25 protein-coding genes are annotated in these 23889 nt (G+C 60.8%); 23 read left to right on the forward strand and 2 right to left on the reverse strand.

Annotation, left to right across the window (positions count from 1 at the left end):
* The first annotated feature begins 274 nt into the window (after positions 1 to 274).
* From flhA to AB4O11_RS16555, 14 genes are all read left to right on the forward strand, one after another.
* The gene (flhA, locus tag AB4O11_RS16490) at positions 275 to 2404 is read left to right on the forward strand and encodes a flagellar biosynthesis protein FlhA (RefSeq protein ID WP_093439768.1); all 2130 of its coding nucleotides are present in this window, start codon (positions 275 to 277) and stop codon (positions 2402 to 2404) included.
* Between the two features lie 11 nt (positions 2405 to 2415).
* A complete protein-coding gene (gene flhF, locus AB4O11_RS16495) occupies positions 2416 to 3756 on the forward strand; it encodes a flagellar biosynthesis protein FlhF (protein ID WP_093439773.1) in 1341 nt (446 codons plus the stop codon).
* A 116-nt stretch (positions 3757 to 3872) separates the two neighbouring features.
* Entirely contained in the window at positions 3873 to 4703 is an 831-nt protein-coding gene (gene fleN, locus AB4O11_RS16500; RefSeq protein WP_003222917.1) for a flagellar synthesis regulator FleN, read from the forward strand.
* Positions 4700 to 5440 carry an RNA polymerase sigma factor FliA gene (fliA, locus tag AB4O11_RS16505; protein ID WP_093439777.1) on the forward strand — a complete coding sequence of 247 codons (741 nt, stop codon included), beginning with the start codon at positions 4700 to 4702 and terminating at the stop codon, positions 5438 to 5440. The genes fleN and fliA overlap by 4 nt, the downstream gene beginning before the upstream one ends.
* A 167-nt stretch (positions 5441 to 5607) precedes the next feature.
* Complete coding sequence (locus AB4O11_RS16510) at positions 5608 to 5979, forward strand: chemotaxis response regulator CheY (protein ID WP_161986607.1); 372 nt, start codon at positions 5608 to 5610, stop codon at positions 5977 to 5979.
* An 18-nt stretch (positions 5980 to 5997) separates the two neighbouring features.
* Positions 5998 to 6786, forward strand: coding sequence for a protein phosphatase CheZ (locus AB4O11_RS16515; RefSeq protein WP_007920000.1), 789 nt, complete (start codon positions 5998 to 6000; stop codon positions 6784 to 6786).
* A gap of 54 nt (positions 6787 to 6840) precedes the next feature.
* Positions 6841 to 9117, forward strand: a complete 2277-nt coding sequence (locus AB4O11_RS16520; RefSeq protein ID WP_460127525.1) for a chemotaxis protein CheA — start codon at positions 6841 to 6843, stop codon at positions 9115 to 9117.
* 49 nt (positions 9118 to 9166) lie between these two features.
* Positions 9167 to 10303 carry a protein-glutamate methylesterase/protein-glutamine glutaminase gene (locus AB4O11_RS16525; RefSeq protein ID WP_095050191.1) on the forward strand — a complete coding sequence of 379 codons (1137 nt, stop codon included), beginning with the start codon at positions 9167 to 9169 and terminating at the stop codon, positions 10301 to 10303.
* Positions 10303 to 11043, forward strand: coding sequence for a flagellar motor protein (locus tag AB4O11_RS16530; protein ID WP_003222929.1), 741 nt, complete (start codon positions 10303 to 10305; stop codon positions 11041 to 11043). Before AB4O11_RS16525 ends, AB4O11_RS16530 begins: the two co-directional genes overlap by 1 nt.
* A gap of 12 nt (positions 11044 to 11055) precedes the next feature.
* Complete coding sequence (gene motD, locus AB4O11_RS16535) at positions 11056 to 11946, forward strand: flagellar motor protein MotD (RefSeq protein ID WP_093439795.1); 891 nt, start codon at positions 11056 to 11058, stop codon at positions 11944 to 11946.
* 43 nt (positions 11947 to 11989) lie between these two features.
* The gene (locus AB4O11_RS16540) at positions 11990 to 12778 is read left to right on the forward strand and encodes a ParA family protein (RefSeq protein WP_008077691.1); all 789 of its coding nucleotides are present in this window, start codon (positions 11990 to 11992) and stop codon (positions 12776 to 12778) included.
* 2 nt (positions 12779 to 12780) lie between these two features.
* Positions 12781 to 13740, forward strand: a complete 960-nt coding sequence (locus tag AB4O11_RS16545; RefSeq protein ID WP_093439800.1) for a CheW domain-containing protein — start codon at positions 12781 to 12783, stop codon at positions 13738 to 13740.
* A 90-nt stretch (positions 13741 to 13830) separates the two neighbouring features.
* Positions 13831 to 14316 (forward strand): chemotaxis protein CheW, encoded by a 486-nt coding sequence (locus AB4O11_RS16550; protein ID WP_003222936.1) that lies wholly within the window; start codon positions 13831 to 13833, stop codon positions 14314 to 14316.
* Entirely contained in the window at positions 14317 to 14709 is a 393-nt protein-coding gene (locus AB4O11_RS16555; protein ID WP_093439804.1) for a DUF2802 domain-containing protein, read from the forward strand.
* Between the two features lie 112 nt (positions 14710 to 14821).
* Here AB4O11_RS16555 and AB4O11_RS16560 read toward each other — a convergent pair whose 3' ends face one another.
* Positions 14822 to 15151 carry an EscU/YscU/HrcU family type III secretion system export apparatus switch protein gene (locus AB4O11_RS16560; RefSeq protein ID WP_016987484.1) on the reverse strand — a complete coding sequence of 110 codons (330 nt, stop codon included), beginning with the start codon at positions 15149 to 15151 and terminating at the stop codon, positions 14822 to 14824.
* Entirely contained in the window at positions 15148 to 16722 is a 1575-nt protein-coding gene (gene fliK, locus AB4O11_RS16565; RefSeq protein ID WP_320337225.1) for a flagellar hook-length control protein FliK, read from the reverse strand. Before fliK ends, AB4O11_RS16560 begins: the two co-directional genes overlap by 4 nt.
* 197 nt (positions 16723 to 16919) lie before the next feature.
* Here fliK and ccmA point away from each other — a divergent pair, with 197 nt between their 5' ends.
* The 9 genes from ccmA to ccmI all read left to right on the forward strand — a co-directional run bounded on the left by ccmA (position 16920) and on the right by ccmI (position 23870).
* Positions 16920 to 17555 carry a cytochrome c biogenesis heme-transporting ATPase CcmA gene (gene ccmA / locus AB4O11_RS16570; RefSeq protein WP_095050200.1) on the forward strand — a complete coding sequence of 212 codons (636 nt, stop codon included), beginning with the start codon at positions 16920 to 16922 and terminating at the stop codon, positions 17553 to 17555.
* The gene (ccmB, locus tag AB4O11_RS16575; RefSeq protein ID WP_007919970.1) at positions 17552 to 18220 is read left to right on the forward strand and encodes a heme exporter protein CcmB; all 669 of its coding nucleotides are present in this window, start codon (positions 17552 to 17554) and stop codon (positions 18218 to 18220) included. The genes ccmA and ccmB overlap by 4 nt, the downstream gene beginning before the upstream one ends.
* Before the next feature lie 78 nt (positions 18221 to 18298).
* A complete protein-coding gene (locus AB4O11_RS16580) occupies positions 18299 to 19054 on the forward strand; it encodes a heme ABC transporter permease (RefSeq protein WP_016987487.1) in 756 nt (251 codons plus the stop codon).
* Positions 19051 to 19227 (forward strand): heme exporter protein CcmD, encoded by a 177-nt coding sequence (ccmD, locus tag AB4O11_RS16585; protein ID WP_093439819.1) that lies wholly within the window; start codon positions 19051 to 19053, stop codon positions 19225 to 19227. Before AB4O11_RS16580 ends, ccmD begins: the two co-directional genes overlap by 4 nt.
* Positions 19224 to 19679, forward strand: a complete 456-nt coding sequence (gene ccmE, locus AB4O11_RS16590) for a cytochrome c maturation protein CcmE (RefSeq protein WP_053118425.1) — start codon at positions 19224 to 19226, stop codon at positions 19677 to 19679. The genes ccmD and ccmE overlap by 4 nt, the downstream gene beginning before the upstream one ends.
* 3 nt (positions 19680 to 19682) lie before the next feature.
* Complete coding sequence (locus AB4O11_RS16595) at positions 19683 to 21671, forward strand: heme lyase CcmF/NrfE family subunit (protein ID WP_093439827.1); 1989 nt, start codon at positions 19683 to 19685, stop codon at positions 21669 to 21671.
* Positions 21668 to 22204: a DsbE family thiol:disulfide interchange protein gene (locus AB4O11_RS16600; protein WP_099758373.1), complete on the forward strand. Its 537-nt coding sequence runs from the start codon at positions 21668 to 21670 to the stop codon at positions 22202 to 22204. The genes AB4O11_RS16595 and AB4O11_RS16600 overlap by 4 nt, the downstream gene beginning before the upstream one ends.
* On the forward strand, positions 22201 to 22671 hold the full coding sequence (locus AB4O11_RS16605) for a cytochrome c-type biogenesis protein (RefSeq protein WP_099758374.1): 471 nt from the start codon (positions 22201 to 22203) through the stop codon (positions 22669 to 22671). Before AB4O11_RS16600 ends, AB4O11_RS16605 begins: the two co-directional genes overlap by 4 nt.
* Positions 22668 to 23870 (forward strand): c-type cytochrome biogenesis protein CcmI, encoded by a 1203-nt coding sequence (gene ccmI / locus AB4O11_RS16610; RefSeq protein ID WP_186625197.1) that lies wholly within the window; start codon positions 22668 to 22670, stop codon positions 23868 to 23870. The genes AB4O11_RS16605 and ccmI overlap by 4 nt, the downstream gene beginning before the upstream one ends.
* Positions 23871 to 23889: the final 19 nt, after the last annotated feature.

Below are 23889 nucleotides of genomic sequence, written 5' to 3' on the forward strand. Positions count from 1 at the left end.
AGCTTCGTTTAAATGAAGAAATTTGCGCCGAACATGAGGGCCCCTTCGCGAGCAGGCTCGCTCCCACATTTGGATTGCATTTCAATCTGACATTTGGAATGCGGTTCCCTGTGGGAGCGAGCCTGCTCGCGAAAGGGCCGGCCCAATCAGCAAAAATTCCTTGATCAAACCCCTCTATTTCATTCCCCGGCAAAAGTTGGAAAGCTTCTTGCAGTACCCGCCGTGAGCCCGCTCTGGGCGTCAAAAGTTTGCTTTAAAGGAACGGGGAAAACCGGTGGATCGCTCTCAGTTATTCAACACTGCTCGCACAAACGTTGCCGACCTCAGTCGAGGCAATCTGGGCGTGCCGTTGTTGCTGCTGGTCATGCTGGCGATGATGATGTTGCCGGTGCCGCCGTTCCTGCTCGACGTGTTCTTCACCTTCAACATTGCCCTGTCGATCGTCGTCCTGCTGGTCTGCGTGTATGCGCTGCGACCGCTGGATTTCGCCGTGTTCCCGACGATTCTGCTGGTCGCGACGCTGTTGCGGCTGGCGTTGAACGTGGCCTCGACGCGGGTGGTGATGCTCCACGGTCAGGACGGCCACGCCGCTGCCGGTAAGGTGATTCAGGCCTTCGGTGAGGTGGTGATCGGCGGTAACTACGTGGTCGGTATCGTGGTCTTCGCGATCTTGATGATCATCAACTTCGTCGTGGTGACCAAGGGTGCCGGACGGATTTCCGAGGTGAGCGCGCGCTTTACTCTCGATGCGATGCCCGGCAAACAAATGGCGATCGACGCCGACCTCAACGCCGGTCTGATCGACCAGAACCAGGCCAAGATGCGCCGTCAGGAAGTCGCCCAAGAGGCCGAGTTCTACGGTTCGATGGACGGTGCCAGCAAATTCGTCCGTGGTGACGCCATTGCCGGCCTGCTGATTCTGTTCATCAACCTCATCGGCGGTATGGCCGTCGGTATCTTCCAGCACAACATGAGCTTCGGCGATGCCGGCAAGGTTTACGCCTTGTTGACCATCGGTGACGGTTTGGTGGCGCAATTGCCCTCACTGTTGTTATCAACAGCGGCGGCGATCATGGTGACCCGTGCTTCCGGTTCGGAAGACATGGGCAAGCAGATCAATCGACAGATGTTCGCCTCGCCAAAAGCGCTGGCGGTGGCCGCCGGTCTGATGGCGGTCATGGGCCTGGTGCCGGGCATGCCGCACTTCTCGTTCCTGAGCATGGCTGCGCTGGCCGCTGGCGGCGCGTACCTGTTCTGGAAAAAGCAGAACGTCGCTAAAGTCGTGGCGTTGGAAGAGGTCAAGCGCCAGCAGGATTTGCTGCCGTCGCCGGCCCGCGCCATGGAAACCAAAGAGCTGGGCTGGGACGACGTGACGCCGATCGACATGATCGGCCTGGAAGTCGGCTATCGCCTGATTCCGCTGGTGGATCGTAACCAGGGCGGGCAATTGCTGGCGCGGATCAAGGGCGTGCGCAAGAAGCTCTCGCAGGATCTGGGCTTCCTCATGCCGACCGTGCACATCCGCGACAACCTCGATCTGGCGCCGAGCGCCTATCGCCTGACCCTGATGGGCGTGATTCTCGCCGAAGCCGAGATCTATCCAGATCGCGAACTGGCGATCAACCCGGGCCAGGTGTACGGCACGCTCAACGGTATCAACGCCAAAGATCCGGCTTTCGGCCTCGAGGCGGTGTGGATCGAAATCAGCCAGCGCGCCCAGGCACAATCGCTCGGTTACACCGTGGTCGACGCCAGCACCGTGGTCGCGACGCACTTGAACCAGATTCTGTACAAGCACTCCAGCGAGCTGATCGGCCACGAAGAAGTGCAGCAACTCATGCAATTGCTGGCCAAAAGCTCGCCGAAACTGGCAGAAGAGCTGGTGCCGGGTGTGGTCACGTTGTCGCAGTTGCTCAAAGTGCTGCAAGCGCTGCTCGCCGAACACGTGCCGGTGCGCGATATCCGCAGCATTGCCGAAGCCATCGCCAACAACGCCGCGAAGAGTCAAGATACCGCCGCGCTGGTGGCTGCTGTGCGGGTCGGCGTATCTCGCGCCATCGTCCAAAGCATTGTAGGCACTGAGTCGGAGCTGCCTGTGATCACCTTGGAACCAAGGTTGGAACAAATATTGCTCAATAGTCTGCAGAAGGCAGGACAAGGCTCGGAAGAGGGCGTTCTGCTGGAGCCAAGCATGGCCGAGAAGCTGCAGCGTTCGCTCATCGAAGCGGCGCAGCGTCAGGAAATGCAAGGTCAGCCGGTGATCCTTTTGGTCGCCGGCCCGATCCGCGCGATGCTTTCGCGCTTTGGCCGCCTCGCCGTCCCTGGACTGCATGTGCTGGCCTACCAGGAAATACCGGACAACAAGCAAGTGACCATCGTTGCGACAGTAGGGCCCAACGGCTGAGGTAGTGGTTTATGCAAGTTAAGCGTTTCTTTGCCGCCGATATGCGTCAGGCCATGAAGCTGGTTCGTGATGAGCTGGGCGCTGATGCCGCCATCATTGGCAACCGCCGCATTGCCGGCGGTGTCGAGCTGACGGCGGCACTGGATTACAAATTGTCGGCGCTGGCGCCACGGGTTCCGAACATGGAGCTCGAGGACGAACTGCGCAAGACCCAGTCGCGCATCGTCACCGCTCAGGCCGAGTTGAGCCTGCGTGGCGAAGCCGATGGCAATAGCAATCGCCAGATTTTCGCCGGGCTGCCGTTGACCGCCGGCCTGCCGCTGACCGCCGCTGAACCGCTGACCGAGCCGACTTACGCCGCTCCGGCGCGTCCGGCCCCGGCACCTGCGCAGTCCTCCGGTGGTATCGATCCGCGTGCACTGGATTCGATGCGCTTTGAATTGAACAGCCTGCGCGAGCTGATGGAAGTTCAGCTCGGCACCCTGGCCTGGAATCAGCTGCAAGGCAGCCGTCCGGCGCAAGCCAACCTGTATCGCCGTCTGCAACGTATCGGCCTGTCCGGCCCGTTGTCGCGCGATCTGCTGGCGATGATCACTGATATCGAAGAACCGCGTCAGGCTTGGCGCATGCTGCTCGCGCATCTGGCCCGGATGATTGCCGTACCGGAAGTCGAGCCACTGGAAGAGGGCGGTATCATTGCCATGGTCGGTCCTGCCGGCATGGGCAAGACCACTACACTCGCCAAGCTGGCCGCGCGTTATGTGCTGAAATACGGCGCGCAGAATGTCGCGCTGGTGAGCATGGACAGTTTCCGTATCGGCGCTCAGGAACAACTGAAGACGCTGGGCCGCATTCTCAATGTGCCAGTGACCCATGTCGATCCGGGCCAATCGCTGGTGCAAGCGCTGGATCCACTGCTGCGCAAACGCGTGGTATTGATCGATACTGCCGGCCTGCAAGCCAGCGATCCGGCCCTGCGCATGCAGCTGGAAAGTCTGGCCGGGCGTGGCATTCGTTCAAAAAATTATCTGGTCTTGGCAACCACCAGCCAGAAACAGGTTCTAACCGCCGCTTATCACAGTTACAAGCGTTGCGGGCTTGCCGGCTGCATCCTGACTAAACTGGATGAAACGGCCAGCCTTGGCGAAGTGTTGAGCCTGGCGATCAGTCATGAATTGCCGGTCGCGTACCTGACCGATGGCCCACGGATTCCGGATGATTTGCATCTGCCGCGCCGTCATCAACTGGTCAGCCGCGCCGTCAGCGTGCAAATGCAGGAAGAACCCAGCGAAGAAGCCATGGCTGACATGTTCGCTGATATCTATCACAGCCCGACCAAGCAGGTAGGCTGAGGTATTCATGAACAGTTTTTGTACCTACATCGATGGTCTGCCATGCATTGTTCCGGTTGTGAACGCGCAGCCAGTAATGTGGCCTCCGTCTATGCAAGACAAGGTAAAGAAATAACATGGGCAGCATGCATCCCGTACAGGTGATCGCGGTGACCGGCGGCAAAGGTGGCGTCGGCAAGACTAACGTGTCAGTGAACTTGTCGCTGGCGCTGGCAGAGCTTGGCCGTCGGGTCATGCTGCTGGACGCCGACCTGGGTCTGGCGAACGTTGACGTATTGTTGGGGCTGACCCCTAAACGCACGCTGGCCGACGTCATCGAAGGCCGGTGCGAGCTGCGCGACGTGCTGTTGCAAGGCCCTGGTGGCATTCGCATCGTGCCGGCGGCGTCCGGCACCCAGAGCATGGTGCACCTGAGCCCGGCGCAACATGCCGGCCTGATTCAGGCGTTCAGCGACATCGGTGACAATCTCGATGTACTGGTGATCGATACCGCTGCGGGTATTGGTGACTCGGTAGTCAGTTTTGTTCGCGCCGCGCAAGAAGTGTTGCTGGTGGTCTGCGATGAGCCGACCTCGATCACTGACGCCTACGCGCTGATCAAACTGCTCAACCGCGATTACGGCATGAACCGCTTCCGCGTCCTCGCCAACATGGCGCAGAGCCCGCAGGAAGGGCGCAACCTGTTCGCCAAGTTGACCAAGGTCACGGATCGCTTCCTTGACGTGGCCCTACAATACGTCGGCGCCGTGCCTTACGACGAAAGCGTGCGTAAAGCGGTGCAGAAGCAGCGCGCGGTGTACGAAGCCTTTCCGCGTTCCAAGTGCGCGCTGGCGTTCAAGGCGATCGCGCAGAAGGTCGACACCTGGCCGCTGCCCGCCAACCCGCGTGGCCACCTTGAGTTTTTCGTCGAGCGCCTCGTGCAGCAAACGGCAGGGCCCGTGCTATGACCGCAAGCGGTATGAACTACTACAAGAAGTCGGCACGTGACGCGCAGTACGAGTTGATCGAGCGTTACGCGCCACTGGTCAAACGCATTGCCTACCACTTGCTGGCGCGCTTGCCGGCGAGTGTGCAGGTCGAAGACCTGATCCAGGCCGGGATGATCGGCCTGCTTGAAGTCTCGACCAAATACGACGCCAGCAAAGGCGCCAGTTTCGAAACGTACGCGGGCATACGAATCCGCGGCGCGATGCTCGACGAAGTGCGCAAAGGGGACTGGGCGCCACGCTCGGTTCACCGCAATACCCGTATGGTCAGCGACGCGATTCGCTCAATTGAAGCTAAAACCGGCCGTGATGCTAAAGATCACGAGGTTGCGGCCGAACTCCAATTGAGTCTCGACGATTACTACGGGATTTTGAATGACACCTTGGGCAGTCGCCTGTTCAGTTTCGACGACCTGTTGCAGGACGGCGAACACGAAGGGCTGCACGAGGATGGCGCGAGTGCTCATATGGAGCCGTCACGCGATCTGGAAGATGAACGTTTCCAGGCAGCGTTGGCGGACGCGATTGCCAATTTGCCGGAGCGTGAGCGACTGGTGTTGGCGCTGTACTACGACGAAGAGCTGAACCTCAAGGAGATCGGTGAAGTCCTTGGCGTCAGTGAATCGCGGGTCAGCCAGTTACACAGCCAGTGCGCGGCCCGTTTGCGGGGGCGTTTGGGGGAGTGGCGAGCGCGCTGAAGGCAGTGTGGGGACACTGCGAACGAGGCTGGTGCGGTGATGAACGGCACCGGTCTTGCTCTGTTGTGCTCCAGACAGTCTTCGAGTGCTACGCCGGAATGATTGAAATGGCGCGTCCAGGTGCTGGGCGCGTTTAAGACTGCTTGGAGGTCGAATTGGACAAGAACATGAAAATCCTCATCGTTGATGACTTCTCAACGATGCGGCGGATCATCAAGAACCTGCTGCGTGATCTGGGGTTCACCAACACTGTCGAGGCGGATGATGGCGTGACTGCCATTCCAGTGCTCAACAGCGGAAGCATCGACTTTCTGGTAACGGACTGGAACATGCCGGGCATGACCGGTATCGACCTGCTGCGTCACGTGCGTGCCGATGAAAAACTCAAGCACTTGCCAGTGCTGATGGTGACTGCAGAAGCCAAGCGCGAGCAGATCATTGAAGCCGCTCAGGCTGGTGTAAACGGCTACGTAGTCAAACCTTTCACGGCTCAGGCGTTGAAAGACAAAATCGAGAAGATTTTCGAACGCATCGGCTGATGAACGCGCGGGGGAGCTATGGAGCATAACGAATCTTCACAGGGCGATTTCGAGTCGACCCTGAAAAAACACGCGGTCGAACTGGTCGAAAGCCTTGAAAAAGGCAGGTTCGGCGACGCTGTGCAACTGATCCATGAGCTCAATCAGACCCGTGACCGTGGCCTGTACCAGGAAGTCGGCAAGCTCACACGTGAACTGCACAGTGCGATCGTCAACTTCCAGATCGATCCGAACATGCCGCAGGCCGAGGAAGTGTCGCAAATCACCGACGCCACCGAACGCCTGGGCTATGTGGTCAAGCTGACAGAAGCCGCGGCCAACCGCACCATGGATCTGGTGGAAAGCGCCACGCCGGTGGTCAACAGTCTGGCTGATGAAGCGCAGACCTTGAGCGCCGATTGGGGTCGCTTCATGCGTCGCGAGGTCGGGGCTGAAGAGTTCCGCGAGCTGGCGCGCCGGGTCGACGGTTTTCTGTCACGCAGCAGCACGGACAACCGTGCGGTGTCGAGCAATCTCAACGACATCCTGCTGGCCCAGGATTACCAGGACCTGACCGGTCAGGTGATCAAGCGTGTGACCCAACTGGTCACCGAAGTCGAAAGCAATTTGCTCAAACTCGTGCTCATGGCCAGTCAGGTCGACCGCTTTGCGGGCATCGAACATGACCGCGCCGCGATGCTTGCAGAAAAAGATCCACAAAAACATCTCTCGCAGGGTGAAGGTCCGCAGATTCATGCCGATAAACGAGAAGACGTTGTGTCCGGTCAGGACGATGTGGACGATTTGTTATCCAGCCTCGGATTCTAGAGTTGTGGAATTTTAGGTTTTTTGGGTTTTTAGACCTGTAGGAGCACCCCATTAATGAGCTTCGGCGCCGATGAAGAGATCCTTCAGGATTTCCTGGTTGAGGCCGGCGAGATTCTTGAGCAACTGTCCGAACAACTGGTCGAGCTGGAAAGCCGTCCGGATGACGCAGATCTGCTCAACGCAATTTTTCGCGGTTTCCACACTGTAAAAGGGGGCGCCGGCTTCCTTCAGCTCAACGAGTTGGTGGAGTGCTGTCACATCGCCGAAAACGTGTTCGACATCCTGCGCAAGGGTGAGCGTCGCGTTGATGCAGAACTGATGGACGTTGTCCTCGAAGCACTGGACGCGGTGAACAGCATGTTCACTGAGGTTCGTGAGCGTGCACCGATCACCGCCGCTACCCCGGAACTGCTGGCCGCCCTGGCGCGTCTGGCCGAACCGCAATCGGCGGACGCCGCCCCGGCATCGCCGGTGGCCGAGATGATCGAAGAACTGGTCGTTGAAGGCGACTCGTCGGGCGACATCACCGATAACGAATTTGAACAACTGCTGGACTCGCTGAACGCCGTCAAGGCTGAAGCTGAAGCCCCGGCCGCTGTTGCACCTGCGCAAACGGCGGCTGAAGCCGCGAGCGACGAAATCACTGACGCCGAGTTCGAGTCGTTGCTCGATCAGTTGCATGGCAAAGGCCAGTTCGCGGCGGATGCCGTGGCACCGACCGCAGCGGCTCCAGCAGCCCCGGCGGCGGGCGACAGCTCGGATATCACCGACGACGAATTCGAAGCCCTGCTCGATCAACTGCATGGCAAGGGCAACTTTGCCGTTGAAGCACTGGAATCAGCAATTGCCTCGGCACCGGCTGCGCCAGCCGCGCCGGCAGCCGCCGCAGCCGGCAGCGATCTGATCAGCGATCACGAGTTCGAATCGCTGCTCGACGAATTGCACGGCAAAGGCAAGTTCACTGACGTTGGCGCCGCGACTGCCGGCGCTGCTTCCACGGTGGCTGCGCCTGCCGCCAAGGCTGCGGCCGCTCCGGCTGCTGCGCCAAAGGCAGCTCCCAAGCCTGAGCCGAAAGCCGAAGCGCCGAAACCGGCTGCCGCTGCTGCACCGGCTCCGGCCCGTGCTGCCGCCGCACCGCCGCCAGAAAAACCGGCGAGCGAAGCCGAAACCACCGTGCGCGTCGACACGGCCCGTCTCGACGAAATCATGAACATGGTCGGCGAGTTGGTGCTGGTGCGTAACCGTCTGGTGCGCCTGGGCCTCAACAGCGGCGACGAAGCCATGTCCAAGGCCGTGTCGAACCTCGACGTGGTCACGGCTGACTTGCAGACCGCGGTGATGAAGACGCGGATGCAGCCGATCAAGAAGGTCTTCGGGCGCTTCCCGCGTCTGGTTCGCGACTTGGCTCGTCAGCTGAAGAAAGAGATCAACCTGGAACTGGTGGGTGAAGAAACCGACCTCGACAAAAACCTTGTCGAGGCCCTGGCCGACCCGCTGGTCCACTTGGTGCGCAACGCGGTCGACCACGGCATCGAGTCGCCGGAAGAGCGCGAGGCATCGGGCAAGGCCCGTGGCGGTCGTGTTGTTCTGGCCGCCGAGCAGGAAGGCGACCACATCCTGTTGTCGATTTCCGATGACGGCAAAGGCATGGACCCGAACGTCCTGCGCGCCATCGCGGTAAAGCGCGGCGTGATGGACAAGGACGCAGCCGATCGCCTGAGCGATACCGAGTGCTACAACCTGATCTTCGCCCCGGGTTTCTCGACCAAGACCGAGATCTCCGACGTGTCCGGCCGCGGTGTCGGCATGGACGTGGTGAAGACCAAGATTTCCCAGCTCAACGGTTCGATCAACATTTACTCGACCAAGGGCCGGGGCTCGAAGATCGTCATCAAGGTACCGCTGACCCTCGCGATCATGCCAACCCTGATGGTCATGCTCGGCAATCAGGCGTTTGCGTTCCCGCTGGTCAACGTCAACGAAATCTTCCACCTCGACCTGTCGACCACCAACGTCGTCGACGGTCAGGAAGTGGTGATCGTGCGGGACAAGGCGCTGCCGTTGTTCTACCTCAAGCGCTGGCTGGTCAGCTCCGCCGCTCACGAAGAGCAGCGTGAAGGCCACGTGGTGATCCTTTCGGTGGGCACCCAGCGGATCGGCTTCGTCGTCGATCAACTGGTCGGTCAGGAAGAAGTGGTCATCAAGCCATTGGGCAAAATGCTGCAGGGCACTCCGGGCATGTCCGGCGCCACCATTACCGGTGACGGCCGCATCGCGCTGATTCTCGATGTTCCAAGCATGCTCAAGCGTTACGCCGCACGGCGTATTTGAATCCGGGGCGGCGGGACGACAACGTCCCGCTGCACCTAATGGAGTGTTTATGGCAGTCAAAGTCCTGGTGGTGGACGATTCGGGTTTTTTCCGCCGCCGCGTCTCGGAAATTCTTTCAGCGGATCCGAGCATTCAGGTGGTCGGCACCGCTACCAACGGTAAAGAGGCGATCGATCAGGCCCTGGCACTCAAGCCGGACGTGATCACCATGGACTACGAGATGCCGATGATGGACGGCATCACGGCAGTGCGGCACATCATGCAGCGCTGCCCGACCCCGGTTTTGATGTTCTCCTCGCTGACGCACGAAGGCGCCCGGGTCACCCTGGATGCGCTGGACGCCGGCGCGGTGGATTTCCTGCCGAAGAATTTCGAAGACATCTCGCGCAATCCGGAGAAGGTCAAGCAACTGCTGTGCGAGAAGGTGCATAGCATCTCGCGCAGTAATCGTCGTTTCAGTGCCTACAGCGCGCCTGCGCCGGTTGCTGCACCAGCGCCGACGCCTGCTCCGGCAGCATCGAGCTTCAGCAGCCACAGCACCAGTGCACCAACGCGTCCGGCTCCAGCTCCAGCGCCGACTCGCGCTCCAGCCGCCAGCGCCTCGTCGCCTGCACCGAAACGCAAGGCCTACAAACTGGTTGCCATCGGGACCTCGACTGGTGGCCCGGTTGCGCTGCAACGCGTGCTGACTCAGTTGCCGGCGAATTTCCCGGCGCCGATCGTGCTGATCCAGCACATGCCGGCAGCGTTCACCAAGGCCTTCGCCGAACGTCTCGACAAGCTCTGCCGCATCAGCGTCAAGGAAGCCGAGGATGGCGACATCCTGCGTCCGGGCCTGGCGTTGCTGGCACCGGGTGGCAAGCAAATGATGATCGATGGCCGTGGCGCGGTGAAAATCCTCCCGGGCGACGAGCGTCTGAACTACAAGCCGTGTGTGGACATCACCTTCGGTTCGGCGGCGAAATCCTACGGCGACAAAGTTCTGGCGGTGGTGTTGACCGGCATGGGCGCCGACGGCCGTGAAGGCGCGCGTCTGCTCAAGCAGGGCGGCAGCGCGGTGTGGGCACAGGATGAGGCAAGCTGCGTGATCTACGGCATGCCGATGGCCATCGTTAAAGCCGACCTCGCCGACGCGGTGTACAGCCTCGACGACATCGGCAAGCACATTGTCGAGGCGTGTCTCTGATGGATGTTTTAAGCCTTATCGGGATCATCATGGCGTTCGTCGCCATCATCGGTGGTAACTACCTTGAAGGTGGTCACCTCGGTGCGCTGGCCAACGGCCCGGCGGCATTGATCGTACTGGGCGGCACCATCGGTGCCGCACTGCTGCAATCGCCGATGAGCGCGTTCAAACGCGCCATGCAGATTCTGGCGTGGATCCTGTTTCCACCACGGGTCGATCTGGCCGGTGGTATCGATCGCGTCGTCAACTGGAGCCTCACCGCGCGCAAGGAAGGCCTGCTGGGCCTGGAAGGCGTGGCCGATGCCGAACCTGACAACTACTCGCGCAAAGGCCTGCAACTGCTGGTCGATGGCGCCGAGCCGGAAGCGATCCGCAGCATCCTCGAAGTGGATTTCTACACCCAGGAAGCCCGCGACATCGAAGCGGCGAAAGTCTTTGAAAGCATGGGCGGCTACGCGCCAACCATCGGCATCATCGGTGCGGTGATGGGCCTGATCCACGTGATGGGCAACTTGGCTGATCCAACACAACTGGGCAGCGGCATCGCCGTGGCGTTCGTCGCGACCATTTACGGCGTGGCCAGTGCCAACCTGGTGTTGCTGCCAGTGGCGGCCAAGCTGAAGTCAATCGCGTTGCGGCAGTCGCGTTATCGCGAAATGTTGCTGGAAGGGATCTTGTCGATCGCCGAAGGTGAAAACCCTCGCTCCATTGAGTTGAAGCTGCAAGGCTTCATGGATTAAGGGAATAACCTCATGGCACGTCGTCGCCACCAGGAAGAGCATGTAAACCACGAACGCTGGCTGGTTTCCTACGCTGACTTCATCACGCTGCTGTTTGCGTTCTTCGTGGTCATGTACTCGATTTCGTCGATCAACGAAGGCAAGTACAAAGTCATTTCCGAAGCGCTGATCGGCGTCTTCACCGACTCCGACCGCTCGCTCAAACCGATCCCGATTGGCGATGAACGACCGAAGACCGTGACCCCGGCCAAGCCGCTGGTCAAGGACGCTGAGCAGGTTGACGCCGGTATTGCCGGTGCCAGCGATCCGCTGAAAAGTATCGCCGATGACATCAGCGCCGCGTTCGGCGATTTGATCAGCTCGAATCAGATGACCGTGCGCGGCAACGAGTTGTGGGTCGAGATCGAACTCAACTCCAGCCTGTTGTTCGGCAGCGGCGACGCCATGCCGAGTGACATCGCCTTCAACATCATCGACAAGGTTGCAGCGATTCTGAAACCGTTCGATAACCCGATCCATGTCGAGGGTTTCACTGACGATCAACCGATCCGCACCGCGCAGTACCCGACCAACTGGGAGCTGTCCTCGGCGCGCTCGGCGAGCATCGTGCGCATGCTGGCAATGCAGGGTGTCAACCCTGGTCGCCTGGCATCAGTGGGTTACGGTGAGTTCCAGCCGGTGGCCAACAACGCCACCGCTGAAGGCCGCGCGAAGAACCGTCGCGTCGTGCTGGTGGTGTCGCGAAACCTCGATGTACGCCGCAGCCTGACCGGCACTGGAACCGCCCATGCGCAACCGGATGCTGCGTTGAAGCGTGCTGGCACACAAACTGCACCGACCCCGGTCAAGACGCCGGGACGCGAGAGTGCCGTCAATTCTCCGTCACCCGCATTAACACGCTGAGCTATGTCTCGGTCGAGCATATCGGCCGGGAGGAACGAACCGAATGAGAGTCTGGGCAGTCGCCAATCAAAAGGGTGGTGTCGGTAAAACCACATCTTCCATCGCTTTAGCCGGATTGCTGGCGGAGGCGGGCAAGCGCGTGGTTGTGGTCGATCTCGACCCGCACGGCTCGATGACCAGCTATTTCGGCTATGACCCCGACAGCCTGGAACACAGCAATTACGACCTGTTTCTGCACAAGGGCAGCGTGCCGCAAGGCCTGCCGGGGCAGTTGCTGTTGTCGACCAGCGACGAACGCATTTCCCTGCTGCCATCGAGCACTGCACTCGCCACCCTGGAGCGTCAGTCGCCAGGGCAGAGTGGTCTCGGTCTGGTGATCGCCAAGAGTCTGGCGCAGCTGTGGCAGGATTTTGATTACGCGGTGATCGACAGCCCGCCGTTGCTCGGCGTGCTGATGGTCAACGCCCTCGCGGCGAGCCAGCAACTGGTGATTCCGGTGCAGACCGAACATCTGGCCGTCAAAGGTCTGGAGCGCATGGTCAACACCTTGGCGATGATCAACCGCTCGCGCAAACAGGCGCTGCCGTTCAGCATCGTGCCGACCCTGTTCGACCGCCGTACCCAGGCCTCGATGCATACCTTGCGCGTGCTGCGCGACAAATTCCCCGACGAGATCTGGCAGGGTTACATTCCGGTCGATACCCGTCTGCGCGACGCCAGCCGGGCCGGTGTCACGCCTTCGCAATTCGACGGCAAGAGCCGTGGCGTGCTGGCGTATCGCGCGCTGCTCAAGCATCTGTTGGCGCAACAACTTGTTCCGCAGGTGGCGTGAGCATGAATCGCCCGGTCAAACTCACATCGCGTCCGCAATTGGCGTTGCAGTCTTATCTGGATAATTTGCTGCTGGAAATTCCTGAGGAGCTGCCGCCGGTCATTGAGGCGCAGCCTGAAGTCGTCGAAAGCACCGAAACGCTGGACGAATTCCAGGCCGCAGTGCTGGAAGAGCAGGCGCGTGACGCACAGAAAGCGACCAGGCCTGCTGCGCCGGTTGTCGCGCCTGCCGCCGCACCGGTCGCCAAGGCACCGGTTGCATTGATTGAAGAAGCCGAGCCGGTTCGCGCACCGGTCTCGACACTGGCACCGCTGCTGCAAACCCAATTGCTGAAAACCGCGCCGGAACCGGCAGTGGTCGAACCGGCCCCAGCTCCGGTTGCACCCGCGCCCGTCGAACAGACGCTGGTCCCGCCGCTGGTGGAGGTACATCTGCCGCCGAGCAATACGCCGCCACCGGTGGAAACCGATGGTCGCCCGGCCTGGGCCTCGGAAGCGTTCGAATGCCTGCTGTTCGACGTCGCCGGCCTGACGCTGGCCGTGCCGCTGGTGTGCCTCGGCTCGATCTACTCGCTGGCCGGCCACGAGCTGACGCCGCTGTTCGGTCAGCCGGAATGGTTCCTCGGCATCCTGCCGAGCCAGGCCGGTAATTTGAAAGTGTTGGACACCGCGCGCTGGGTCATGCCGGATCGCTACCGCGATGACTTCCGTCAGGGCCTGCAGTACGTGATTTCGGTACAAGGTTACGAGTGGGGGCTGGCGGTGCATCAGGTCAGCCGCTCGTTGCGTCTGGACCCGAATGAAATCAAATGGAGAAGTCACCGGGGTCAGCGGCCATGGCTCGCCGGCACCGTGATTGAGCACATGTGTGCATTGCTTGACGTTTCCGCACTGGCCGAGTTGATCGCCAGCGGTGGGGCAAAGCACCTCGGCGGCCACAAGCCGCTACATAAACCGACATAGCAGCCGACATAACAATCAGGCGACGGCATTGTTGAATGCCGCCACACAGAACACACACCGCTCAGAGCGGTTTTTTCGAGGGGTCAGGGTATGAGTAGTCAGGCGACGAATGCAAAAGGTTCTGAAGATCCGATCCTGCAATGGGTGACCTTCAAACTGGACAACGAGACTTACGGCATCAACGTGATGCGCGTGCAGGAAGTGCTGCGCTACACCGAGATCGCTCCGGTGCCGGGCGCGCCAAGCTACGTGCTGGGTATCATCAACCTGCGCGGTAACGTGGTCACCGTGATCGACACCCGTCAGCGCTTCGGCCTGAACAGCGGCGAGATCAGCGACAACACCCGTATCGTCATCATCGAAGCCGACAAGCAAGTCGTCGGCATCATGGTCGACAGCGTGGCCGAAGTGGTTTATCTGCGTCAGTCGGAAATCGAGACGGCGCCGAACGTCGGCAACGAAGAGTCGGCCAAGTTCATCCAGGGCGTGTGCAACAAGAACAACGAGTTGCTGATCCTAGTCGAGCTGGACAAGATGATGAGCGAAGAAGAATGGTCGGAACTGGAGAGCATCTGATTGATTCTCGAGGTTGCGGTCATTGTCCTGTTCCTCTTCTGGGCTGGCACACTGGCAATGTTTGTGTCGTACATCAAGGCGCAGCGGGTGATCGCTGCGCAACAGGCTCAGGGCGATGCGTTGCGTGACCAGCGCATCAAAGACCTGGCCAAGCGTGTCGACGACTACCAGAACGGCAACGTGCGCATGGGCGACGCCCTGCACGAGTTGCGCGCGGTGGTGAATCCGTTGCCGGACAAGATTGTCGCGCTTGAACAACGCGACCCGTCGAGCCTGTCATTCGCCCAAGCGGCGAAACTGGTGGGCATGGGCGCAAGCGTCGATGAACTGACTCAGTCCTGCGGGTTGACACAGGCTGAGGCGGAGTTGATGCGCAAACTTCACAAAAACTGATTTTTGCGCTCAAGCTGATGGCCTATTCGCGAGCAAGCTCGCTCCCACATTAGATCGGTGTACGCCGAACCAATGTGGGAGCGAGCTTGCTCGCGAAGGCGTCTTCGAAGTCTCAGTAATCATCCCCGCGATCGGTGACGTCTTTCTCGACCATCGGCGCATTCGGGTCCTGCCCCTCGGGGAATTTGCCCTTCAGATTCCACGCAAACGCGATGATCTCGGCGATGGTGCGGTACAACTCTTCGGGAATGCTGTCGCCCAGCTCCATTCGCGCCAACAACCGCACCAGTTCAGCGTTCTCGTAAATCGGCACTTCACAGTCGCGAGCAATGCGCAGGATTTCTTCGGCCAGTTCGTCATCACCTTTGGCGGTGAGGGTTGGCGCGTGGTTGCCGTCGTATTTGAGGGCGATGGCCTGGCGTGGGGCAGTGGAATCGTTCATGCGGTTTCGTCGACCCAGCGATGTTCAAGACGGGTTTGGTTGCCTTGCGGCGGGGTGCCATGGTGGCAGTCGATGTCGCCGACGTTCAGCCCGCGATCGAGCAGGCGCTGGCGCAGGGCAAACAGGTTGTTTTCGATGAGTTCGGCGGTGTACGGCCGTTCGGCCCACAGTTGGCTGGACAGGCTGCCGGCGATCAACTGCGCCTGAATTTGCATCGGCCCGAGCGGTTCCATGTCGAACGCCAGATCGACGCGCCACAGTTGTTGCTTGGGCTCGCGCTCGTCGCGGCGTTCGTTGGGTTGCGGTTCTCGCTCCGGCGCTTCTTCACGCTGAAACTTGACCTGCAACGGCACGATGTCCTGCAGATTGCGCATGGGAATTTCCAGTTGCCAGGTGCTGAGCAGGCGCCCATCGTCGGTGACGCCGGTCTGTTCCAGGCTCGACAACTGATGGCTTTGCAGGCGCGAAACAGCGGCGGCGGCGAGGCGCAGCAACTGTTCCAGATCGCCTTCGCCGTCCAGGCTTTGCAGCAAACGCTCGGGCAGCGGGAAGCTGCTTGGCACCGGTTTCGCGCTGACCTGACCGAGCATGCCGAGCGCATTACGCACGAAACTCGGCAGCGCTTGCGCCAGGGTGTTGGCGGCGATGATTGCGTTGAAACTGGTGCTGCTCGGCAAACCCGGGGTCAGTTGTGCGATCAGCTTGAGCAGATCGGCTTTCATGTCCGGTGCCAGCGTCGGGTTCTGCCCGGTCAGCAGCTTGCCTTCGAGGAACACGCCGCTGTTGGCCAGGGCAAGGGCCACGCCTTTGGCGGTGCTCAGTTGTTGCACGTCCGGGAGGCTGGCAAGGAGCTTGTCGACCACCGCGCGTAGATCCGCAGAGGTTTGGTCGGTGGCGGGTGGCAGGTTTTGCAGCGCGTTCAACAACCCGCTCAGCGACGCCTGACGACTTTGCTGGCCGAGCAGTTGCTGACTGACGGCCAGTTGTTCCTGACGGCTGCTCATTGGCAGGAATTTCAGGGTTTGTGCGTCTTCGACCAACGCCGACAGCAAAGTGCCGATGCGCAGCGGCTGCGGGCTGTCGATGGTCAGTGTGCTGCCGCTCTGCGCGGTGTTGAGCAAACTGACCAAGGAGCGGAACACCGCTGCCTGCCCCGGCGTCTGCGGCAGCGCCTGCGAGGTCAGCACCTTGCCTTGCAGCAGGGTGCCGACCGGCAATTGTGCGGTGTCGATGCGGGTGAGGGCGGCGACGCTGCTGGCAATGGCTTGTTGCACAGTAATCGCCAGATTGCCCGCCGAGGGCTGAGTGATCGCCAGACTGGTGCCTTGGGGTAGCGGCAGATTGCTGGTCGCTTGCACGGTGGTCTGACGTCCGCCGTCGACGGTCACCTTGAGCAATAGCTGAAAAGTCTGATCCGCCTGCTTGAGCGATAACACCTCGGCCTTGGCGCTTTGCCCGGCGCCGATCAGGCCTTCGACCGGGGTCAGCAGCTTGAGCAGCTCACCGACCTGCGGGCGAACGGTCGCCGGGGTGGTGGGCGGGAGCGGGAGGATGTTTATTTCGCCTGTCATACGCGGACACAACCTGAGGAAAATGCACTCTTGAGAGTAAGGCACGACATGTATAATGCCGCCCGTCTTGCGCTTCGAATAAAAAACATAGCAATTGTTTGACCCAGCTCTCTAGATCGAGCCGTCAATGCATCTATGCTGCATCTCTTTAACGGCCGCGCCAGAGCCGACTTGAACCGTATAAGGCCCGCGATCCCTTGACCAGTCCTGTCCTGCAAACCGTTGCCCTCGCGTGTGAACGTGATCTGCGGCTGCTCTTCGAAAATCTCGAATTGAGACTCGCCAGTGGCGATATGGTGCAGATCAGCGGTCCCAACGGCAGCGGCAAGACCAGCCTGTTGCGTCTGCTTTCAGGGCTGATGCAGCCGACCGCCGGGCACGTCCTGCTCAATGGCCAGCCGCTGACCGAACAACGCAGCGAACTCGCACGCAATCTGCTGTGGATCGGCCACGCCGCCGGGATCAAGGATTTGCTGACCCCTGAAGAAAACCTCTCCTGGCTCTGCGCCCTGCATCATCCCGCCGAACGCGAGGCCATCTGGCAAGCCTTGGCAGCCGTAGGATTGCGCGGTTTCGAAGATGTTCCCTGCCACAGTCTGTCCGCCGGTCAGCAACGCCGCGTGGCGTTGGCTCGTTTGTATCTGGACAGCCCGCCGCTGTGGATTCTCGATGAGCCGTTTACCGCACTGGACAAGCAGGGCGTGGCGCAGCTCGAAGAGCATCTGGCCGGGCACTGCGAACGCGGTGGTCTGGTGGTGTTGACCACGCACCATACGCTGAGCCGGATGCCGGCCGGTTATCGCGATATCGATCTGGGGAACTGGGCAGTATGAGTGTGTTCGGCCTGCTGGTTGCCCGTGAATCCCGACTGCTGTTTCGCCGCCCGGCGGAGCTGGCCAATCCGCTGATTTTCTTCGCCATCGTCATCGCGTTGTTCCCGCTGGCCGTCGGCCCGGAAACTCAAGTGTTGCAAAACCTGTCCCCCGGGTTAGTCTGGGTGGCGGCGCTGTTGTCGGTCCTGCTCTCGCTGGACGGGCTGTTCCGCAGTGATTTCGAAGACGGCTCCCTGGAACAGTGGGTCCTTTCGTCGCACCCGTTGCCACTTCTGGTCTTGGCCAAGGTGCTGGCACACTGGCTTTTCTCCGGTCTGGCGCTGGTTCTGCTCTCACCGCTGCTGGCGTTGATGCTCGGTTTGCCTGCCGCCTGTCTGCCGGTTTTGCTGCTTTCGTTGTTGCTGGGAACACCAGTGCTGAGCTTGCTCGGCGCGGTGGGCGCGGCACTGACGGTCGGTTTGAAGCGTGGCGGCCTGTTGCTGGCGCTGCTGATTCTGCCGTTGTACATCCCGGTGTTGATCCTCGGCAGTGGCGCTTTGCAGGCAGCCCTCCAAGGCATGCCGGCGACCGGGTATCTGCTGTGGCTGGGTAGCCTGACCGCTCTGGCGATCACCCTGACACCGTTTGCAATAGCTGCTGGCCTGAAGATCAGCGTCGGCGAATAATGAGGTCTGGTTAAAATTTAACCAGCAAAGACCCTGAGACTGCTCACACCGATGAGCGGCACCCGTGATGGAAACAGTATGAACTGGACCTGGTTTCACAAGCTCGGCTCGCCCAAGTGGTTCTACGGCATCAGCAGCAAGTTCTTGCCATGGCTGAGCATTGCAGCGTTGCTGTTGATTGGCGTCGGCGTCGTTTGGGGCCTGGCTTTCGCGCCGCCGGATTATCAGCAAGGCAACAGCTTTCGCATCATCTATATCCACGTACCTGCGGCGATGCTCGCTCAGTCGATCTACGTAATGCTGGCGGTGTGCGGCGTGGTCGGGCTGGTGTGGAAGATGAAACTGGCCGACGTCGCCCTGCAATGCGCCGCACCGATCGGCGCGTGGATGACCGCCGTGGCGCTGGTCACCGGGGCGATCTGGGGCAAACCGACCTGGGGTTCGTGGTGGGTCTGGGATGCGCGCCTGACCTCGATGCTGATTCTGCTGTTCCTGTATTTCGGCGTGATCGCGCTGGGCAATGCCATCAGCAACCGCGACAGCGCCGCCAAGGCCTGCGCGGTGCTGGCCATCGTCGGCGTGATCAACATCCCGATCATCAAATACTCGGTGGAGTGGTGGAACACCCTGCACCAGGGCGCGACCTTCACCCTCACCGAAAAACCGGCGATGCCCGCGGAAATGTGGCTGCCACTGCTGCTGACGGTGCTGGGTTTCTACTGTTTCTTCGGCGCCGTGCTGTTGCTGCGCATGCGCCTCGAAGTGCTCAAGCGTGAGGCCCGCGCCAGTTGGGTGAAAGAAGAAGTGCAGCACAGTCTGGAGGCCGCTCGATGAGTTTTGCTTCATTCGGCGACTTCCTCGCCATGGGCCATCATGGCCTGTATGTCTGGTCGGCCTACGGCATCTGTCTGGCGGTGCTGATCCTCAACGTGGTGGTGCCGATTGCGGCCCGCAAGCGCTATCTGCAACAAGAGGCGCGTCGTCTGCGCCGGGAGAACGGCAAGTGAATCCGCTGCGCAAGAAACGTCTGATCATCATTCTGGCCATTCTGGTCGGGGTCGGCGCTGCCGTCGGCCTGGCGCTCAGCGCCCTGCAGCAGAACATCAATCTGTTCTACACGCCGACCCAGATTGCCAACGGCGAAGCACCGCAAGACACGCGCATCCGCGCTGGCGGCATGGTCGAGAAGGGTTCGCTGCAACGCTCGCCGGATTCGCTCGACGTCAAATTCGTCGTCACCGACTTCAACAAATCCGTGACCATCACCTATCGCGGCATCCTCCCGGATCTGTTCCGCGAAGGGCAGGGCATCGTCGCCCTCGGCAAGATCAACGCCGACGGCGTGGTGGTGGCCGATGAAGTGCTGGCCAAGCACGACGAGAAGTACATGCCGCCGGAAGTGACCAAAGCCTTGAAAGACAGTGGTCAATCGGCACCAACGCCTGCGAAGGAGGGTTGATCGATGACCTCGGCAATTTTTATTCCTGAGCTCGGCCATCTGGCGATGATTCTGGCGCTGTGTTTTGCGCTGGTGCAGGCCGTGGTGCCATTGGTCGGTGCCTGGCGCGGCGACCGTTTCTGGATGAGCCTGGCCCAGCCAGCCGCGTGGGGGCAGTTTGCCTTTCTGCTGTTCGCATTCGGCATTCTGACCTACGCGTTCATGACCGATGACTTCTCCGTCGCCTACGTGGCAAACAACTCCAATACCGCGTTGCCGTGGTATTACAAATTCAGCGCCGTGTGGGGCGCCCACGAAGGTTCGTTGCTGTTGTGGGCGTTGATCCTCGGCGGCTGGACCTTCGCGGTGTCGGTGTTCTCGCGGCAGTTGCCGCAAGTCATGCTCGCTCGTGTACTGGCGGTGATGGGCATGATCAGCACCGGTTTCCTGCTGTTTCTGATCCTCACGTCCAACCCGTTCAAACGCATCCTGCCGCAAATGCCCAGCAATGGCGCCGACTTGAATCCGTTGTTGCAAGACATCGGCCTGATCGTTCACCCGCCAATGTTGTACATGGGCTACGTCGGCTTTTCGGTGGCGTTCGCCTTCGCCATCGCCGCGTTGATGGGCGGTCGCCTTGATGCGGCGTGGGCGCGTTGGTCGCGTCCGTGGACCATCGTCGCCTGGGCCTTCCTCGGCATCGGCATCACCCTCGGTTCGTGGTGGGCGTATTACGAACTCGGCTGGGGCGGCTGGTGGTTCTGGGACCCGGTGGAAAACGCATCCTTCATGCCTTGGCTGGTTGGCACCGCGCTGATTCACTCCCTGGCGGTCACGGAAAAACGTGGCGTGTTCAAGAGCTGGACGGTGTTGCTGGCGATTGCCGCGTTCTCGCTGAGCCTGCTTGGCACGTTCCTCGTGCGTTCCGGCGTGCTGACCTCGGTGCATGCGTTTGCCTCTGACCCGGAGCGCGGCGTGTTCATTCTGATCTTCCTGTTGTTTGTGGTCGGCGGCTCGCTGACGCTGTTCGCCCTGCGCGCACCAGTGGTGAAGAGTCAGGTCGGGTTCAACCTGTGGTCGCGGGAAACCCTGCTGCTAGGCAACAACCTGGTGCTGGTCGTCGCCGCGTCGATGATCCTGCTCGGCACGCTGTACCCGCTGATTCTCGATGCCCTGAGCGGCGCCAAGATGTCGGTTGGCCCGCCGTACTTCAACGCGCTGTTCATCCCATTGATGGGATTGCTGATGGTGGTAATGGCGATCGGGGTGATCGTGCGCTGGAAAGACACGCCGGTGAAATGGCTGGCCGGCATGCTGACCCCGGTATTGCTCGGCAGCGTCGCGCTGGCCGTGGTGGCTGGTGTCGCTTACGGCGATTTCAACTGGGCAGTGATCGCGACCTTCCTGCTCGCCGCGTGGGTGTTGCTCGCCGGTGCGCGCGACATTGTCGACAAGACTCGCCACAAAGGTTTGATCAAAGGCCTGCCGACGCTGACTCGCAGCTATTGGGGCATGCAGATCGCGCACCTGGGCATCGCCGTGTGCGCGCTGGGCGTGGTGTTGTCGAGCCAGAACAGTGCCGAGCGCGATCTGCGTCTGGCGCCGGGCGAGTCGATGGACCTGGCCGGTTATCACTTCATCTTTGAAGGCGCCAAGCACTTCGAAGGGCCGAACTTCACCTCTGACAAAGGCACCATTCGGGTGATCCGCGACGGCAAGGAAGTCAGCGTGCTGCACCCGGAAAAACGCCTGTATACCGTGCAGAGTTCGATGATGACCGAAGCCGGGATCGACGCTGGTTTCACTCGCGACCTCTACGTTGCCCTCGGCGAGCCGCTGGACAACGGTGCATGGGCGGTGCGCGTGCACGTCAAGCCGTTTGTGCGCTGGATCTGGTTCGGCGGTTTGCTCACAGGTTTGGGTGGTTTGCTGGCGGCGCTGGATCGACGTTATCGGGTCAAGGTGAAAGCCAAGGTGCGTGAAGCACTGGGCATGACGGGAGCGGCTGCATGAGACGTTGGTTGATGCTGGTGCCACTGGCGATTTTCCTGCTGGTGGCGGTATTTCTTTATCGCGGTCTGTACCTTGATCCGGCGGAGCTGCCGTCGGCGATGATCAACAAGCCGTTCCCGGAGTTTTCGTTGCCGGCGGTGCAGGGCGACAAGACCCTGACCAAGGCTGACATTCTCGGCAAACCGGCGCTGGTCAATGTTTGGGGCACCTGGTGCATTTCCTGCCGGGTCGAGCATCCGGTGCTGAACAAACTCGCCGAGCGCGGTGTGGTGATCTACGGCATCAACTACAAGGACACCAACGCCGATGCCTTGAAGTGGCTGGCCGAATTCCACAATCCGTATGCGCTGGATATCCGTGATGATGAAGGCTCGCTGGGTCTGAACCTCGGCGTGTACGGCGCACCGGAAACCTTCTTCATCGACGCCAAGGGCATCATCCGCGACAAATATGTCGGCGTGATCGACGAACAGGTCTGGCGCGAAAAACTCGCCGCCAAGTATCAGGCGCTGGTCGATGAGGCCAAGCCATGAAGCGCTTTCTGGCTGCCGTGGTTTTTGGCTTGAGTCTGGCCGGCGTCGCCCATGCCGCGATCGATACATACGAGTTCGCCAAAGAAGCTGATCGCGAGCGTTTCCGCGAACTGACCAAGGAACTGCGCTGCCCCAAGTGCCAGAACCAGGACATCGCCGACTCCAACGCGCCGATTGCCGCGGACTTGCGCAAAGAGATTTTCCGCATGCTCGGCGAGGGCAAGGACAACCAGCAGATCATCGACTTCATGGTCGATCGCTACGGTGATTTCGTCCGCTACAAACCGGCATTGAATGCCAAGACCGCACTGCTGTGGTTCGGCCCGGCCGGTCTGCTGCTCGGTGGTTTCGTGGTGATCGCGGTCATCGTCCGCCGTCGTCGCGGACAACGCGCCGACACCCCGCAATCGCTGTCCTCCGAAGAGCGTCAGCGCCTCGATCAACTGTTGGATAAAAACCAAGAATGATTGATTTCTGGCTTGCCGCAGGGCTGTTGCTTCTGGTCGCCCTGAGTTTTCTGCTGATCCCGGTGCTGCGTGAGCGTCGCGCCCAGCGTGAAGAGGATCGTACTGCCCTGAACGTCGCGCTGTATCAGGAGCGCGTCGCCGAATTGCAGTCGCAACAGGCTGAAGGTGTACTCGACGCGGCACAAATGGACAGCGGCCGTGCCGAGGCGGCGCGTGAGTTGCTGGCGGATACCGAAGGCGTTGCCGCACCGCGTGTGTCGAAGCTGGGTAAACCGTTGCCGTTGTTGGCGGCTGTATTGGTGCCGGTGTTGGGCCTGGGTCTGTATCTGCATTTCGGCGCTGCCGACAAAGTCGAACTGACCCGCGAATTCGCCCAGGCGCCGCAGTCGATGGAAGAGATGACCCAGCGTCTGGAACGTGCCGTCGCGGCGCAGCCGGACTCCGCTGAAGGCCTGTATTTCCTCGGTCGTACCTACATGGCGCAAGAGCGTCCGGCGGACGCGGCAAAGATGTTTGAACGTGCCGCCAACCTTGCCGGTCGTCAGCCGGAACTGCTCGGCCAGTGGGCGCAGGCGCAGTATTTTGCGGATGGCAAGAAATGGTCGGCGAAGATTCAGGCGCTGACCGACGAAGCGCTGAAGGCTGATCCGAAAGAAGTCACCAGCCTTGGTCTGCTCGGTATCGCCGCTTTCGAAGGCGAGCGTTATCAGGAAGCCATCGACTACTGGACCCGCTTGCTGGCGCAATTGCCGCCGGAAGACAATTCCCGCGCGGCGCTGCAAGGCGGGATCAAACGTGCCGCCGAACGTCTGGAAGCCAGCGGTGGCAAGGTTGCTCAGGCACCGCAAGCCGCGAAAGCTGCGCTGTTGAAAGTCAGCGTCGATCTTTCCAGCGAACTCCGAAGCAAAGTGCAACCGGGCGACAGTGTGTTCATCTTTGCCCGCGCGACTTCCGGCCCGCCGGCACCACTGGCCGCCAAGCGTCTAACCGTGGCCGATCTACCGGTGACCGTCGAACTGGGCGATGCCGACGCAATGATGCCGCAGTTGAAACTGTCGAACTTCCCTGAAGTCCAACTGGTTGCGCGCATCTCCCGCGCCGGCCAACCGACTGCCGGCGAGTGGGTCGGTCGCAGCGGGCCTCTGGCCAGCAGCACCACTGCGCTACAAAAACTGACCATCGACAGCCCGGACCAATAGCCGGACACAACAGGAAAGC

Source organism: Pseudomonas sp. H1_D05 (assembly GCF_054682705.1).